This window comes from Ruegeria sp. YKSD179 (assembly GCF_059612885.1).
The window spans coordinates 1-15,823 of the sequence record NZ_JBXWRL010000042.1 but is presented as its reverse complement, the minus strand read 5'-3'; the positions used below and the strand labels follow the sequence as shown (position 1 = coordinate 15,823).

Below are 15,823 nucleotides of genomic sequence, written 5' to 3'. Positions count from 1 at the left end.
CATTACGAATGACGTGCTCTACCAGCTGAGCTACAGCGGCCTCCTTCTTTTTCCGCGGCCCTACTATGGCCCTACTCGTTACTGCGCGCCTTCTCTAACCTACTGGCCTCGAGCGTCAATTGCGAATGAACCCGCTGGTTATGAAGGATCTGCTCTAACGGTTGAGCCATTGAGGCTATGCGAAGGCCGATTTAACTGTAGAGACCAGTCCGTGCAAGGGGGATCAATCATTCAATAAAAACATACCTGAAAAACCGGCGCTGTTGACCCACGCTGTCTGATTCAGCATCCTAACCCGAACCGTTACGGACCTCGGGTATTGTTTTGTCGGGGTTTCGGGTTCTTTTTCAATGGAATAGCAAGGTTAGCGTATGCCTGGAAATTCTCAGAAGACGTATATGCACGACACCCACAGACTGCGGGATCCGGAACAAACTCTGGCCGTTGTACAGCCATTTCTCAAGGATATGGGCATAACCCGCATCGCTAACATTACCGGATTGGACCGCATCGGCTTGCCCACCGTCATGGTAACAAGACCCAATTCGCGTTCGGTTGCGGTCTCACTGGGCAAGGGGCTCTCTTTGAGTGCGGCCCAAGCCTCGGGGGTAATGGAAGCGATTGAATCCTGGCATGCCGAACGGATCGAGTTGGGTCTACGCCTCGCCAGCTATTCCGACCTTGTTGAGACTGAGTATGTCGTTGAGGTTGACAAACTGCCAGAGGTCACGGGCGGTCGTTTCGTCCCGCATGCCAGTATCCTATGGGTCAAGGGGCAGGATTTGACGAAGGGACGCCCTTGCTGGGTTCCCTATGAGATGGTAGACACAGATTACACCTCATCGCCAGTCAGTGGCCGCCGGGCCTTTCCTAGAACGACCAATGGTTTAGCGTCAGGGAATGATCTGACAGAGGCAACTTGCCATGCAATTTGTGAACTGATTGAGCGGGACGCCACAACGCTTTGGCATTTCCGAGGTCCTCAGGCGCGCATCGATCCCGGGACAATTGAGGATCAAAGGTGCCGACAAGCGATGGAAAGGATCGCTGCAGCGGGCTTGGACCTTGGTATTTGGAACACAACCTCGGATATTGGGATTGCGAGTTTCCGTTGCGTTATCTGCGAATTGGGTGCCGTATCCGGCCATATCGGTATTGGGGATGGATGTCACCCGGACCGATCCATCGCGCTGTTGCGGGCGTTAACCGAAGCTGCGCAAACCCGACTGACTTACATATCTGGTGCAAGAGACGATCTGGATCCAGACGAATTCTCAAGTTCATCTCGATCCTGGCGTGGACAGTACATTCAGGATCTGATCCAAAACTCCGCGGCGAGCGAGGATTTCAGGATGTGCCCGACACATATGACTGACTCATTTGACGAAGATTTGGCTCTTATTAAGACTCAGCTTTCCATTGTTGGAATACCGCAGATTGTGATCGTAGACCTTTCGCGACCTGAAATTGACATCTCGGTTGTTCGGGCTGTAATCCCGGGTCTTGAGGCACCGCATGACGACCCGGATTTCGTGGCAGGGCCACGTGCGAGACAGGCCGCGAAAGTGCACGCATGAATGTAATTGTGTTTGTAGGGCCAACACTTTCGGCCAACAGTGTTTCGGAAATTCTTGATGCGACTATTCTGCCTCCGGTGCAGCAGGGTGACGTTTATCGTGCAGTCAAAAGCAATCCCAAAGCCATCGGAATTATCGATGGGTATTTTGATGGGGTTCCATCCGTTTGGCATAAGGAAATTCTGTGGGCGATGGAACAGGGTATTCCGGTCTACGGTAGCGCAAGCATGGGTGCATTACGTGCCGCCGAATTGGCAGACTTTGGTATGATCGGTGTGGGCCGCGTGTTCCAGGATTACTTGAGTGGCACAATCCTCGACGACGATGAAGTTGCTGTTATTCACGGCCCCGCGGAACTTGGGTTCAAACCTTTGAGCGAGCCTATGGTCTCGGTCCGTGCAACTGTAACAAAGGCGCGGGAAGAAGGCGTTTTGCCTCCTGATACAGCTGTTGAACTGGTGCGATTGACGAAGGAACTGAATTATCGCGACCGAGGTTGGGACAGGATCACAGGCTCCGCCGCCGGACTTTCTGGAATAGAGGCTTTCCTTGATTGGCTGCCGCAGGGTGGCGTTGACGTAAAGGCCGACGACGCTCGCGAGATGCTGTCAATGATGGCCCAACACCTTGGCGGAACTGCGCAGCTTGTTGGTGAACCTGCCCGAGTCGAACGGACGCTGGCTTGGCGCGAGCTTTGCGATCGCGTTGACGCCGAACGCCCCTTGGGAATCGAAGGTGACGCTGCTTTGGTAGATGAATTAAGGCTTACCCCGACGCATTACGCGCGCCTACGGGACAGAGCGGCTCTTGCCCTGTTGTCGAGAGAAGAAGCACGCCGAGCTGAACGCCAATTGCAGCGCAACGATTTGGTTCAGCAAATGTCGCGCCACCGCTTTGAAGCGGGTCTGCCACGACGCTCGGATCTGATGTCGTGGCTGGAAGACAATGATCTGACTTTGCAACAATACGAGACACTGCTTGCTGATCAGTGCCACACCGATGCGGCAATCGCCGAGCGTAATCACACGTTGAATGTTGCCATAATAGATGAGCTGCGGCGCGATGGAGTTTATTCGGATTTGAAGGACCGAGCACACCGAAAATCGTTGGTAGTGCAAGATCAGACTGATGCAGGCGAGACAAGAGCCCCGACCAATCGGACCCAGATCCTGATGTGGTATTTTGAAACTTGTCTTGACCGTGACGTACCTGATGATCTTGAATCCTATGCAGCCGCTCTTGGTCTGGAAGGGCGTGAAGAGTTGATTGAATTGATTGAAGCCGAATACTTGTTTTGTCATTTTGACAGGTCCCAGGCTTAACGCGGACATTGGGATTTAATCGGTGCCGCGCCGCTTGGTAAATCCTAGGGGGAGACAGATGGGCTGGTCTGTGACTGCTGAAGAAGAGATACCGGGCACCCGGTTCCTTTTGTATCCGCAATCGCCATTTCTGGAACCGGGCATGAAACCCGAGATGGTTGAAATCTCTGCGCCGCAAGGCTCTATCGGCCCAGGCCCTTCTGGGCCTCGGATGTACGCAATGAACCCGATTGGCAAGACGACGCCATATGGGGCGATGATCCCGGGACCTGACGGGCCGCAGATGTACCTTCCAGCTTGGGACGGATACATTCTTCCGCCGCCTGAACCGGATGAGTTCGGCAATTTCATTCACATAGATCCGTCTGATCCGGCTTTTGAAGCCGCGCATTTGTTTGGGTCCGCGTATTTCACAATGGATGTTTGGGAGGGGTATTTCGGGCGGCCTATACCGTGGCATTTCGAACAAGACTTTGATCGGCTGGAATTGTCTTTACTGCCAAGCCTCGACAACGCGCATATCGGTTGGGGTTTTCTGGAAACCGGTGGGACAACTGAGCATGGGGAAGAATACCGCCCATATAGCTTGAATTTTGATGTGGTGGCGCATGAAATTGGACATGCAATAATATACAGCGTCATCGGTTTGCCGTCCGACGGAGACGCATCGGGCGAGTACTACGGATTCCATGAATCCGCAGCGGACATGGTGGCTTTGCTTGCATCGCTGCATTTCGGGTCGGTTGTCGAAGACTTGCTTAGAAACACGAGGGGAAACCTATACACCTATAACCGCCTCAGTCGGTTTGCCGAACTTTCTCAAAATGCGCAGATTAGGATCGCTGCCAACGACCGGGTTCTGTCCGAGTTTTCACACGGGTGGTCCAGTGAACATGCGCTATCGGAACCTTTGACCGGCGCGATGTTCGACATCTTGGTGGATATCTATCACGAAAGGTTGGTGGCGCACGACGTGATTGATCCCGAGATGGAGGACTTGTCGGATGAACTTGAGGGTACCCCGGAATATAACGAGATAATGCAGGACTTGTTCGACGAGCATTACGCGGAAAATCCAGAGGGTTTCAGAATTGCATTGGTCGAGGCCAGGGATCTTTTGGGTTCATATCTCGCCGACGCGTGGGAGATGCTGGATGCAGACATGCTCAGTTATTTTGGAGTTGAGCGTGCGCTGTTGGTCGTTGATCAGGAGATCACCGGAGGTGCTTTTCGCAGGATCATTGAAGGCAACTTTAGAATGCGCGAAATTGGGCTGACGAGACCCGGTCCGCGTCTGAGCAAACCGGATGGGACCAGCCACGCATCTTCAGTTCGAACATTGAAACCAGAGTAGAACGACCTGAAAGTCTTTGTTTTTGGCCGCGTTTTGTGGCAACTTGTGCGCAAGGGATGATATTTGAGACTGAGCGCGCATTGATGCGTTAGAGGGGTGGATGGGGTCTACGACGTCATCTTTCTTACCATAGGGAGAAATTGATATGTCTGAGTCCTTACTCAGTTTTTCAGAAGTATTATTGTTTGGAAGAGAGTTAAGCGATCTAAAACTAAAACAGAAATCCGTTCGCCTAGCGGTTGAAATTCCGGCGGCGGGTTCTCTGCCCACAGGCTTCACAACTATTGATGGGGTGACAGTCCGGTTGGACGACAGGGTTCTGGTTCAAAAGGGTGACACTGCCAATAACGAATCTGGGATCTACAAAGTTGTGGATGATGGTGCTGGTGCGTTCAACCTAGACAAGCGGAAGAAAGCCCAATATCAATCTTACGTTTATGTGCGGCGCGGTCGCCAATTTAAACATACGTTCTGGTTACAGGATTCCAACACTCACAATAGACAATTGTTCATCGAACAGGATGATCGCAGGCGCGGTCGTGGAGTGAATAATTTCATCGGAGATCAGTTCGGAGGCGATGCTCGCCTGGCCCGGATTTATGGCTTTGCATATGATGGAACTTATTACGAACTGCCGGAGCCAACGATATTCTTGGTGCATGGACATGGAGAAAGCGCCACTGGGGGCAACCTTCCGCGCGGCTTCAATCTGGAAAACACTGGTGGCCCCGATACAACGCGGCAAACGGCACGTGCGCCTCTGGATCCTTCGGTTTCTGGTGTTGCGGCAGCGGATTACCAGATGGCCAATGACATCCGTGTCTGGAACTACGATCAAGCTGATTACACGATCCGTATGGACATTGCAGCTGGTCAGATCGAAGAAGTCCTTCTGGACGTCTATTTCGAATATGATGCGCCTATGATGAGCGGCGCCAAAGTCAGCGGAGCCAAGGTGAGCGGCGCCAAAGTCAGCGGCGCGAAAGTCAGCGGTGCAAAGGTTAGCGGAGCGAAAGTGAGTGGTGCAAAAGTCAGCGGTGCAAAGGCTCGCGGCGAATAATCACTCTTAAAATAAGGCAAGGGGCGCATTTGACGTGCGCCCTTTTTCACGTTCAGAACCCTGCCTTTTCCAAACCTTCAACAAAATGTTGGGTATCGTCCGCCAGACGATCGGGTTGAACTTCCGCCCAGCGAGAAAGGGAAAAGTTGGGATGAGCCGCGCGGTGCTTGTCGGCGATCTGCCTCGCCATATCCATTTTGCCCAATTGAGCGTAGCTGGCGGCCAAAACCCGCTGACCTTCTGTCGGGTTATTCATCTTGTTGACCGCTGAAATTACGTCGTCATAGCGTTTCAGATTGTAATAGGCGCCACCCAAGTGCCAGAGGTATTGGTCAGGAAAATACGGATTCAGTCGCATCGCCTGTTGGATATGTTTTATTGCAGCTTCGTTGTCACCCCAATGTGCCAGAGCGTCAGCATAATCAGAATGCATATCTGCGTCATTGGGATTAAGTTGCAATGCCCGTTTATAAGACTCGATAGCTGAGTCATGTTCTTTACGATAAAGCTGCACATAACCGAGTTCGCCAAATCCGCGAGCGTCAGTCGGGTCTAATTCGACTGCCCGTTGTGCGAGCTTTAAGGCCTTGTCCAAGGCGCTGTTTGGGTCTTCAGTCCATGAATACCGCCAATCGATATTTAGCGTCCGCGACAACGCCGCCGCTGCCCGCGCATAACCGCCGTCGCGCTGGAGTGCAGACTCATAACAGTGCTGGGCCCTGCGGTTATCGTTCCGCGTATACTTCAGGATATGGTGCTGCCCCTGTAGTACCGATCCATAGGCCTGCATGTCGGACGGTACAGACTGGACCATTCGCTGCTTTTCGTGGCTTTCGATCATAACTGCAGTGGCCGCTACGATACATTCTGTAACTTCGTCCAGAATGTCGAATATGTCGTCGATTTTGCGGTCGAAACGTTCTCCCCAAATCGTTCGTTCAGAATTGGCGTCAATTAGCTCGGCTGTGATGCGGATTCGGCTGGACGACCTGCGTACACTACCGCGAGCCACGTAGCGGACATTCAGCCGTCGCGCTGCTTCTTGTGGAGGCATCGACTGTGTCTTGAAGAAGAACGACGAATTCCGCGCGATTATGAATAGGTTCCGGAACTTGGACAAGTTCATGATAATGTCGTCGGTCAGCCCCTCAGCGACCCAATGATCGTCCTCATCGCTGCCCTGGCTTGCAAAAGGCAACACCGCCACAGATGGGATGTCTGGACGTTCTAACACCTCGAGCTGCATTTCGGGTCGCAGAGTTGCAGCCATGGTTGCGCCTTCAATCTCGCTGCGTACGCAATAGGTTGCGACCGGTGACAGGATGTTCTTAAGTTGCTTGGGTCCAAGGAACTCATATCCATATCGCAGCCGGTTTCGGATCTGATCGTAGACTGCCGAACTGACGTAAACCCTTTCGGGTTCGGCAATTTCCTGCAATCGTGCGGCTATGTTGACGTTGTCGCCGTGAATGCCCCGCTCGTCCATCAGGACCTCGCCCAAATGAACCCCTGCTCGAAACTTGATCTGTTGATCGTCATCTCGCGCCTGGTTGTGCTGGCTTGCTATCCGGTGTAATTCCACGCTGAATTCGACTGCGCTGGTGGCAGTTTCAAAAAGCGCCAGAATTCCGTCGCCACGGACCTCGATTACCCGGCCTTGATGTTGCTCGCAGACTTGTTCCAACTGCGATAGCAGAGACTTCAACGCGTTATACGTAGCCATCTCATTCTCGCTCATTAGCCGCGAATAGCTAACAACATCCGCGAAAACGACGGCGCCCAGCTTTTGCCTGATCGTTGTTTGAGAATGTGTACTGTTCACAGTGGGCACTCAGCTAAAACTTTTCGGCGATACTGACGAACAAGATATAGCAGAATTTTGTTTTGAAAGAGCGTTGCGAATCTTAATGTCCTAGTCAAGCTTGGCACCTCTCGGCGGCCAGCACCAGCTATCTGATGCGCCGTCACCAAAGCTAATAGTTATGTTGTTGGACAGCTCTTTGGCCAACTCCTCTCGCCGTTTGCTCCACTCCTGTTGAAGTATTCCCACCACGACCATGTCATGATACCGCCCGTCTGCGAACCACGCTTGCCGCATATTCCCCTCGACCTGACAACCCAACCGACTAACAAGGTCCCGTGTGCTGTGGTTGTCTGCGCGGTAATAGGACGTGATCCGATGAAGCCCTAGTTGTCGAAATGCAAAGTCCAGAGTCAATGCAGCCGCGCGAATTCCAATACCCATACGACGGGCTGACTTATCTACGAACAGCGGAATAACGGCATCGCGGTTAATGTTTGAAATTGCTTCTAAACCTGTCAAACCCAAGGGCAGTCCTTCGGCGGTCTCGACAACAAACCAACACTTGCATCCGGCATGAGATCCGTCGATCACGTCCTTCCATGCGTCTTCGGTCTGCCAATGGTTCAACGGGACGCGCGAGGTCCGGTCAAAAAGCGACAAATCCTCAACGTCTTGAAACCAACGCACTACCGTTTCCAGGTCCACCTTCTCCAGAGGGCGCAGCCTGTAGTTCCTAATTTGGGCTTCCGACAAAGGACTCACATCCTCCAGAATTTTAAATGTATAAACTATCTTGAGACCATAGCACAAAACCGCCTGAAAAGAGAAAGAAGTAATTTTTGTCTCCAAATACGGGCATTCAAATACCCTTGGACACATAATATCCGGCCAAATCTGGTGGTTTTCGCGATCAACATCGTATCCAGTTTTTCAGTACTAATGGGTCAAACGTTTGGCTTGAGGGGCTTGATCTCAGCCCGTCTACCTTAGGTGGAGAAAGTCATGGCACCCATCGATTCCAGTCTCGCCAGCCAGCATATTGCCGAAGTTTTCGTCAAAACGCTGACACTGGCGTGAATTTCGTCATGATTACCCCTGCGAAACGAACAAATTGCCTTTCATAATCAAAAGAAACAACAAATGGAGGCATTTCGTGACTTGGAGCATTTGCATTGTCGGCGCAGGTAAGATCGGGCAGATGATCGCCACCTTGCTGAAAACATCGGCGAACTATTCAGTAACAATAGCTGATCATGATCTTGCTGCGTTGTCAGCACTAAATAAGATGGGTGTTTCGACACGGCAGATTGATGCATCTGATGATGACAATCTAATACGTGGGTTGCAGGGATTTGATGCAGTAATTTCCGCAGCCCCGTTTTTTCTGACTCCGGCAATCGCCAAAGCCGCATGCACGGTCGGCGCTCATTACTTTGATCTTACCGAGGATGTTTCGGCAACGCAGGCAGTGCGCGAGCTGGCAAGTAAGAGCCAAACCGCAATGATGCCGCAATGCGGCCTTGCACCTGGTTTTGTCGGAATCGCCGGCGCTGCCCTGGCAGCAGAGTTCGACGAGATAGACAGCCTGCATATGAGGGTGGGCGCCCTGCCTTTGTATCCAACCAATGCTCTGAAATATAATCTGACGTGGTCGACTGACGGTTTGATCAACGAATACTGCAATCCCTGCGATGCAATCGTAAATGGCCAATGCGTCAAAACTGCCCCGTTGGAGGATTATGAAATCTTTGGCCATGACGGGGTGGAATACGAATGCTTTAACACCTCGGGAGGGCTTGGAACATTGCCCGAAACCCTGGAAGGCAAAGCGCAGGCTGTGTCATATCGATCAATTCGCTATCCTGGACACCGGGATATTTTGCGTTTGCTGTTAAATGACCTAGGGCTGGGACAGCGCAAGGACCTTCTTAAAAACATTTTCGAGAATGCGTTGCCACGCACGGATCAAGATGTGGTTTTGGTTTTTTGCACTGCACGTGGCACGATCGACGGATCGCTGCGCGAGAAATCTTTGATCAACAAATCCTTCGCGCGCACCATAGACGGGCGGGTTTGGAGTGCAATTCAGGTAACAACCGCTGCGGGAGTGCTGGGCGTTGTGGATTTAATGCGGACGGGTGTGCTGCCGTCGCAAGGATTTATTCGACAGGAACAAGTCAAGTTACCCGAGTTTCTGAATACAGAATTTGGCCGGCTGTACCGCGCTGGCAACGTAACTCAACAAAACAAGGCTGCCTGAGAAATGAAAGATGTCATGATGACTGTAGACACTGTTTTGGCGAATCTGGATCTGACGGCCGCTGACTTAAGCGGTGGAACCTTGCGTGTGACTTCCCCAATCGATGGAAGGCAGCTGGCCACGGTGAACGAGACCTCCAAGGTTGAGATGGGCGCTATCATTGCTCGTTCAAAGGCAGCTTTTCGTGATTGGCGCGTTGTACCTGCTCCACGAAGGGGTGAGTTGATACGGCTGCTGGGTGAGGAACTGCGTGCAGCTAAAAACGATCTGGGTGCCTTGGTCAGTTGGGAGGTCGGTAAGATTACGTCTGAAGGGCAGGGTGAGGTGCAGGAGATGATCGACATCTGCGACTTTGCCGTTGGTTTGTCGCGCCAATTGTACGGCCTGACCATCGCTTCGGAACGCCCCGGACATCGAATGATGGAAACTTGGCATCCGGTTGGCCCGGTTGGTGTCATCTCTGCCTTCAATTTTCCGGTGGCCGTTTGGTCATGGAATGCCGCAATTGCCCTTGTCTGCGGTAACCCGGTGATTTGGAAGCCGTCTGAAAAAACCCCACTTACCGCCATGGCCTGCCAGAGGGTTTTCGAGCGTGCGCTGGCTCGGTTTGGCGACGCGCCTGACGGACTGCTGCAAACGGTAATTGGTGGAACAGATTTAGGGGAAACTCTGGTCGCAAGCGAAGATGTTCCGATTATTTCCGCAACTGGATCCACCCGTATGGGTCGCGCTGTTGCGCCGGTTGTGGCTCAACGGTTCGGCAAATGCATTTTGGAGTTGGGCGGAAATAACGCGATGATCGTCGGACCTTCTGCCGATCTTGAAATGGCGGTTCGGGCGGTCGTTTTTTCTGCTGTTGGCACAGCTGGGCAACGTTGTACCTCGCTCCGCCGTTTGATTGCTCACAACTCGATAAAAGATGAGTTGGTCGCTCGGTTGAAGAAAGCATATTCCGGCCTGCCGATCGGCGATCCGCTGAGCGAAGGAACACTGGTCGGGCCATTGGTGGACGAAGCCTCCGGTGCTGCGATGACAGCCGCTCTAAGCGCCGCCGAGGCCGAAGGCGGCATCGTGTTCGGCGGTAAACGCGTGACAGAGGGTGTACCCGCTGGCGTTTACATGGAACCCGCAATTGTCGAGATGCCAGGCCAAACTCGGACGGTCAAAACTGAAACCTTTGCCCCGATCCTTTACGTTATGGGCTACGATGAGTTCTCAGAGGCCATCGATCTCCAAAATGATGTCCCGCAGGGGCTGTCCTCCTGTGTGTTTACCCTGAACATGCGCGAGGCCGAGCAGTTTCTGACCGCAGCAGGATCTGACTGTGGTATCGCAAACGTAAACATCGGCCCGTCAGGGGCTGAAATTGGTGGAGCGTTTGGCGGAGAAAAGGAAACCGGAGGAGGTCGAGAAAGTGGTTCCGACGCATGGAAAGCCTACATGCGCCGTCAGACAAACACTGTTAACTACTCTGCTGAGTTACCCTTGGCACAAGGGGTCAAATTCGACATTTGATTTCTTCATTCAGTCGCTGAACAGGTAGTCCAAACTCAAAATAGCTTCGGCTTTCTTATTAGAAACTGTCAAGAATCGGGCCAACTCAGCGACGTTGTTGGCCCGGTTCTGTGATTCTGAGATACGAAAATACTCTTCCTTAGATGCTGATCGGATCTGTTCGATTTCGTGAGACAGTTCGTTGCGAAGAGTCGGCAAAATCCGCTGCACGGACTCAACTGGGCTGCTTTCGCCAATCAGGCCGACCCGAAGGGCATGCCCCGCAAGGTAGTCGTTGGAAAACTCGCAGGCGATGTTTAGTACGTGCAGCTTGACTTGGTCGGCGCAGAAATCTCGGATGATCTCGATACTGCCGGGGTCGACGCACAATACCAGCCTGTCGCGCCGAAAATGGTCGTAAAGCATGTTTACAACTGCACGGCGGTGTCGGGACCGTTTCGCCAATGTGGTTTCAATCCCGCCCAGATCCGGTAATGGAGTGTTCTCTTCGTTGAATACGTAGTGAAGGCAGGGAAGGTCGGTTTCTGTCTTGATCTGATCCACAAGTCGCTTGGCCACGTGCCATTTTTTGCAAGTAACTAAATATAGATCCCGATCCGGCCCAAGTGTATTTGACGTTTCCCAAAAGCGTTGGGTAAATCGGCGACCTACGCGTCCGCGATTGGTCAGAAAGCGGTGTAAACTTCGACCTTCATCCGAAATTTGAAAGGTTACGTCCTTGCCGGCGTACAGCTGTCCCAATCGGTCTTTTAGTTCTTGGGCATGAGGGCTGATCTTGCGGGCGAACAAATAGTCCTGACGAAGCAGCATGTCATAATGATCATTGTAAAATGTGACGGGCATTCCATAGTCTGAAAACATCAGAAATGTCAGCGTACGGTTTTCGATTTCTTCCTTTGGGATAAGGTGGCGAACCAAAGTTTGAAAAAAGGTTTCATCCGGTATCCACGTTGTGGAGAAGAACCGGACTACGTCGCGACGGTCGTTCAGAAACTTTTGGATCATCTCCACCGTCCGGCGACGCAGGCACCACCACTGACTGCCGATCATAACTTGAATATCTCGGGGGATATCGCGAGTTAGGCCCAGCTTTTTCTGGAACTCGTAACTTGCATAAAACCGTCCCGCCTGAGTTCGCTCATTAAAGTAATGCCGATAGATCAACCGGTCCTTTTTCATACCGGTCTTGATCCAATTGCTCTCAAAGAAATCGTGGCTTTCAATGAAGTCCGCATCATTATCATCCAAAAAGCGATGCGCGTATTCGGCGGTTTTGATCGCCATGCAGTCACCAGACAGCATGTAAAAATGCGTGGCACGTGGGAATGCTTCGGTCGCCGCTTGCAAAGCATTCAATGTCGCCTGAACCAGCGACCACGCCCCCCAACCGCATTTAACCCGTTTTGCGGCGAAAGTGACGTTGGGGTTGTCGGCCAAGGCAGCAAACAGGCGTTCATACTCCGCTTGCCCCGAGCGCGCGTCGAAGTGGATTGCCATACAATCGCCGGCGGCAGTCAGTTGATTGGCCTGCGCGATGATCGCATCGGGGTTTTTATGGCACAAAAGGATGAAGGCAATCTTTGCCATTGGACTTCCGCAAATTCCGTTTCTGCCTGTTTGCAACCGTGATACTTATGATGAACGATTGAATAAACAGAATATTTTTGGTTCTTTGATTTCAAATGCGGGGGTGTCGTTCTAAGACGCGACCGGCAGAGGAGGCGCAGTCGATGGGTTTTCCCGGAACATGGATGACCGAGAGCCAAAGTATGGTCTACCGAGTTGTGCCTAAATGCGCCTGCTCGACGATTGGCCAGATCATGTTTTATTCGGATCACGGCAAATTCTTTGAAGGCGATATACACGATGCGACGAGCGGATTACACAAATGGGCCTTTGACGAAAGCAAGGGTTTGATCACCCGAAACGTACGGTCTCACGGTTCGTATACGTTCACTTGCGTTCGAAACCCATATACCCGCATCCTGAGTTCGTTTTTTGACAAGATTTGCGGCATTCAGCGAAACGGGAAACGTTACCGCGGTAATCTGGTTCCAACGTTGATCTACAACTACGGGATCGAAGTTGGTGGTGAGGACGGCAAAGGAGATTTCGATCAAATTGCCAGCTTTCGCAGGTTTCTACTCTTTGCTCGAGATACGATCCTTTGGCGCCGACCGATGGATCCTGATATTCATTGGTCTGCCATGTCAGGGCATGTCTCAACCCTGATAGCAAATGGCGGACGATACGATCGCATATTTTGGACCGAGAAATTCAACGACGGCATGCAGGATGTTCTCGATCACCTGGAAACGAAGCATCAAGTAACGCTGTCCGAAATTCCGCGCTTTAACGAATCCGAGGGTCATGGCCCCAAACGAGCGCATCCCGTCGAAGACTACTTTGACGATTTATCGATGCACCTTGTCTATGAAATCTACAAACAGGATTTTGAATTATTCAAATATGATTTTGAGAACCCGAGCAATAAGATGCCGGTATCTGAGATTGATTTGGACGAGGTCCACGCCAAATTGGGCGATTGACTTTTTTGAAGTTCGAAAAACAGATTTTTGAGTTTGCTACGCGAAGGTCGTCTCCGCGCAGCGCACTAAAAGAAACTGAACTCTGATTTCGGTTTTCTACTCGTTGATAGAAAAAAATCAGGTTACTTCTTCCCCCCCGGCTTGTCATTGCCGCGGCCACCGCCAGACGACTTGCCGGTCTGCGATGGGTATCCTGCACCCTTTGGGTCGTTTTGAGGTGAACCTTTTCCCATTCCTATTCTCCTTATGAACAATTTTGATTTCCTCACTAATCTGTGAGTTTTTCTAACTTAGGAGCTGCACGAATATTTACAACCTAAACGGTAAAATGTGTAAAAAATACAACTTTGAACACCTCTTGCTTTCCATCTGACAAAGAGAACGCGATCAGTTAGACTTGACGCACAGCACCTTTCGCAGCGCTGGTCGTAAGCTTTGCATATGCTTTCAACGCAGTCGAAACCTTACGTTTGCGTGGCTCCGCAGGCCGCCATCCCAGTTCTTCCTGAGCTTCCCGGCGTTCTGCTAGCTCTTCGTCAGAAACGGCCAGATGAATAGTTCGATTGGGGATATCAATTTCGATCGTGTCGCCGTTGTTGACGAGTCCAATTTCGCCACCTTCTGCAGCCTCGGGCGATACATGCCCGATGGAAAGCCCCGAGGTGCCTCCCGAGAAACGCCCGTCGGTGAGCAACGCACAGACTTTACCCAAACCTTTGGATTTCAGGTATGAGGTCGGATAGAGCATCTCCTGCATTCCAGGCCCGCCACGCGGTCCTTCGTAACGGATGACGACCACGTCACCTTCATTGACCTTGCCTGTTAAGATGTCATTGACCGCCTGATCCTGACTTTCGCAAACATAGGCCGTGCCTGTGAATTTCAAAATGTGTTTGTCGACGCCTGCTGTTTTAACGATACACCCTTCGCGGGCGATATTGCCGAAAAGGACTGCTAGACCGCCATCTTGGCTGAACGCGTGTTCTTTGGATCGGATTACTCCGTTCTCGCGGTCAACATCCAACTCCTTATAGCGGTTTGATTGGCTGAAAGCCTGTGTCGTGCGTACGCCTCCGGGTGCGGCTTTGAACAACTCCTGCGCCTTGGGGTTATTGGCAATCTTGATGTCCCAGTTGGCAATCGCTTCGCCCATCGTCGCAGAATGGACCGTGCTGCATTCTTCGTGAATCAATCCTGCTCGGCTGAGTTCTCCTAGGATTGAGAATATTCCGCCAGCACGGTGAACGTCTTCCATGTGAACGTTTTCAGTGTTCGGTGCGACCTTACACAGACAGGGTACTTTGCGGCTGAGATGGTCCATGTCGCTCATGGTGAAGTGGACTTCGCCCTCGTGCGCAATTGCCAATAGGTGCAGAACGGTATTCGTTGAACCACCCATGGCGATATCAAGGCTCATCGCATTTTCGAATGCTTTGAAAGTGGCGATCTCGCGGGGCAGAAACCCTTTCTCGTCAAGCTCATAATGCCGCTTGGTGATTTCAACGATCCGACGTCCGGCCTCAAGGAAGAGGTTCTTTCGGTCAGCATGTGTGGCAAGTGTCGAACCGTTGCCCGGTAGGGCCAGACCCAATGCTTCGGCCAGACAGTTCATCGAGTTGGCGGTAAACATTCCGGAGCATGAGCCGCAAGTAGGGCATGCGTTTTCCTCGATATGTTTCACCTCTTCATCGGTGTACTTATCATCCGCAGCGGCAACCATTGCATCGACGAGGTCAATCTTCTTGACGTCCAGATCGGCGATGTCGATCTTACCGGCTTCCATCGGACCACCCGAAACGAAGATCGCTGGAATGTTAAGTCGCATTGCTGCCATAAGCATGCCCGGAGTGATCTTGTCACAGTTCGAGATACAGACCATCGCGTCCGCGCAATGGGCATTGACCATGTATTCGACGCTGTCCGCGATAACTTCTCGAGAAGGCAGCGAATACAGCATTCCATCGTGACCCATCGCGATACCGTCATCGACAGCGATAGTGTTGAACTCTTTCGCGACCCCGCCAGCGGCTTCGACTTCGCGCGCAACCATCTGGCCCAGATCCTTCAGGTGGACGTGACCCGGCACGAACTGGGTGAACGAATTCACGATGGCGATGATCGGTTTGCCGAAATCGTCGTCTCCCATACCAGTCGCACGCCATAGACCGCGCGCGCCGGCCATATTGCGGCCATGGGTAGAAGTTCTGGATCGGTACAATGGCATGATACTGTTTCCCTTTTGCCCTGCATGCGGTATCTGAGCTTGTATGTTATAGCGCACGTACCACATGTGCGTTATAACGCACAAGTGAAATCGCAAGGCGCTGAAATGGAATCGGATGAAATCACCCTTAAACTTAGGGATGTGCGAGCGGCGTCAGG

At 52.0% G+C, this 15,823-nt stretch carries 11 protein-coding genes; 7 read left to right on the top strand and 4 right to left on the bottom strand.

Features of this window, described 5'->3' with window-relative positions:
* Nucleotides 1-398 precede the first annotated feature (398 nt).
* The 4 genes from AC2FNE_RS17740 to AC2FNE_RS17725 all read left to right on the top strand — a co-directional run bounded on the left by AC2FNE_RS17740 (nucleotide 399) and on the right by AC2FNE_RS17725 (nucleotide 5,313).
* On the top strand, nucleotides 399-1,577 hold the full coding sequence (locus AC2FNE_RS17740; protein ID WP_254442625.1) for a YcaO-like family protein: 1,179 nt from the start codon (nucleotides 399-401) through the stop codon (nucleotides 1,575-1,577).
* A complete protein-coding gene (locus AC2FNE_RS17735; protein WP_496805919.1) occupies nucleotides 1,574-2,899 on the top strand; it encodes a TfuA-like protein in 1,326 nt (441 codons plus the stop codon). Before AC2FNE_RS17740 ends, AC2FNE_RS17735 begins: the two co-directional genes overlap by 4 nt.
* Before the next feature lie 58 nt (nucleotides 2,900-2,957).
* On the top strand, nucleotides 2,958-4,253 hold the full coding sequence (locus AC2FNE_RS17730) for a gluzincin family metallopeptidase (protein ID WP_496805918.1): 1,296 nt from the start codon (nucleotides 2,958-2,960) through the stop codon (nucleotides 4,251-4,253).
* 145 nt (nucleotides 4,254-4,398) lie between these two features.
* Entirely contained in the window at nucleotides 4,399-5,313 is a 915-nt protein-coding gene (locus AC2FNE_RS17725; RefSeq protein ID WP_170607407.1) for a pentapeptide repeat-containing protein, read from the top strand.
* 52 nt (nucleotides 5,314-5,365) lie between these two features.
* Here the strand turns inward: AC2FNE_RS17725 and AC2FNE_RS17720 are convergent, their stop codons facing one another.
* Both AC2FNE_RS17720 and AC2FNE_RS17715 read right to left on the bottom strand, forming a co-directional pair.
* Nucleotides 5,366-7,135 (bottom strand): adenylate/guanylate cyclase domain-containing protein, encoded by a 1,770-nt coding sequence (locus tag AC2FNE_RS17720; RefSeq protein ID WP_496805917.1) that lies wholly within the window; start codon nucleotides 7,133-7,135, stop codon nucleotides 5,366-5,368.
* Nucleotides 7,136-7,225: 90 nt separating this feature from the next.
* Nucleotides 7,226-7,879 carry a GNAT family N-acetyltransferase gene (locus tag AC2FNE_RS17715; protein ID WP_367648202.1) on the bottom strand — a complete coding sequence of 218 codons (654 nt, stop codon included), beginning with the start codon at nucleotides 7,877-7,879 and terminating at the stop codon, nucleotides 7,226-7,228.
* A 391-nt stretch (nucleotides 7,880-8,270) separates the two neighbouring features.
* On the opposite strand from AC2FNE_RS17715, the gene AC2FNE_RS17710 reads away from it, so the two are divergent.
* A complete protein-coding gene (locus AC2FNE_RS17710) occupies nucleotides 8,271-9,377 on the top strand; it encodes a saccharopine dehydrogenase family protein (protein WP_496805916.1) in 1,107 nt (368 codons plus the stop codon).
* A gap of 18 nt (nucleotides 9,378-9,395) precedes the next feature.
* The gene (amaB, locus tag AC2FNE_RS17705; protein ID WP_437436828.1) at nucleotides 9,396-10,892 is read left to right on the top strand and encodes an L-piperidine-6-carboxylate dehydrogenase; all 1,497 of its coding nucleotides are present in this window, start codon (nucleotides 9,396-9,398) and stop codon (nucleotides 10,890-10,892) included.
* Between the two features lie 9 nt (nucleotides 10,893-10,901).
* Here the strand turns inward: amaB and AC2FNE_RS17700 are convergent, their stop codons facing one another.
* Nucleotides 10,902-12,479, bottom strand: coding sequence for a DUF5928 domain-containing protein (locus AC2FNE_RS17700; protein ID WP_496805915.1), 1,578 nt, complete (start codon nucleotides 12,477-12,479; stop codon nucleotides 10,902-10,904).
* Nucleotides 12,480-12,622: 143 nt separating this feature from the next.
* On the opposite strand from AC2FNE_RS17700, the gene AC2FNE_RS17695 reads away from it, so the two are divergent.
* Nucleotides 12,623-13,441, top strand: a complete 819-nt coding sequence (locus AC2FNE_RS17695) for a sulfotransferase family protein (RefSeq protein WP_170607419.1) — start codon at nucleotides 12,623-12,625, stop codon at nucleotides 13,439-13,441.
* Nucleotides 13,442-13,832: 391 nt separating this feature from the next.
* On the opposite strand, the gene ilvD is transcribed toward AC2FNE_RS17695, so the two are convergent.
* Complete coding sequence (ilvD, locus tag AC2FNE_RS17690; protein WP_496805914.1) at nucleotides 13,833-15,665, bottom strand: dihydroxy-acid dehydratase; 1,833 nt, start codon at nucleotides 15,663-15,665, stop codon at nucleotides 13,833-13,835.
* Between the last annotated feature and the right edge of the window lie 158 nt (nucleotides 15,666-15,823).